General features: G+C 60.8%; 1 protein-coding gene. It reads right to left on the reverse strand.

The window, feature by feature from the left end:
* Window positions 1-87: 87 nt before the first annotated feature.
* The coding region (locus AX750_RS26585) for a hypothetical protein (protein ID WP_197432831.1) at window positions 88-577 on the reverse strand (490 nt) is incomplete at its 5' end.

Here is a 577-nt window from a genome sequence, read left to right on the forward strand (position 1 = left end):
GCTCGGCCGGGTCAGGCTTCGCATCGGCCGTTCGGATGCGGTTCAGCAGGTCCGTGATGGCCTGGCGCGTGGCCTCGTCCAACTCAATCACGAGACGCGAGCCTCGAAGTCGATGACGCGGTCAAACTCCTTCCACATGCTGGTCAACCAGGTGTGCAATTCAGCCTTGGCCAGGATGTCGTACGCATCGTCATGGCAGAGCGTGCCAAACGGGATGTGGCGCTTCGCCATCTGGTTCATGATGGCCATCGGGCCGAAAGGCATGACCAGCGTGCGGCCCTGCTTCTCGACCCGCTTGCGGATCTCATGGTCGATGTAGTCGCGAAAGTCGCTGAGCTTATGGTTCTCTGACTCCTTCAGATTGACGATGGGGTGCACAGAGGCGCTCGGCATCGCCTCCCAAAAAGCGTTCAAGCTCTCGACGACCTGATCCTGGCTGTTGAGAAGCCAGAACATGGTGAAGCGATATTCATAGGTCTTCAGGGCGAGGCGGAGCGCACCACCAAACCGCTCGAACGGTTCGGTCAGGCCTCCGGGCGCGTTCACGACCACCAGGGGCAGACGCCGCGCCATGATC

The sequence above is a fragment of the Methylobacterium sp. CCH7-A2 genome (genome assembly GCF_001557075.1).
Lineage (GTDB): Bacteria > Pseudomonadota > Alphaproteobacteria > Rhizobiales > Beijerinckiaceae > Allobosea > Allobosea massiliensis.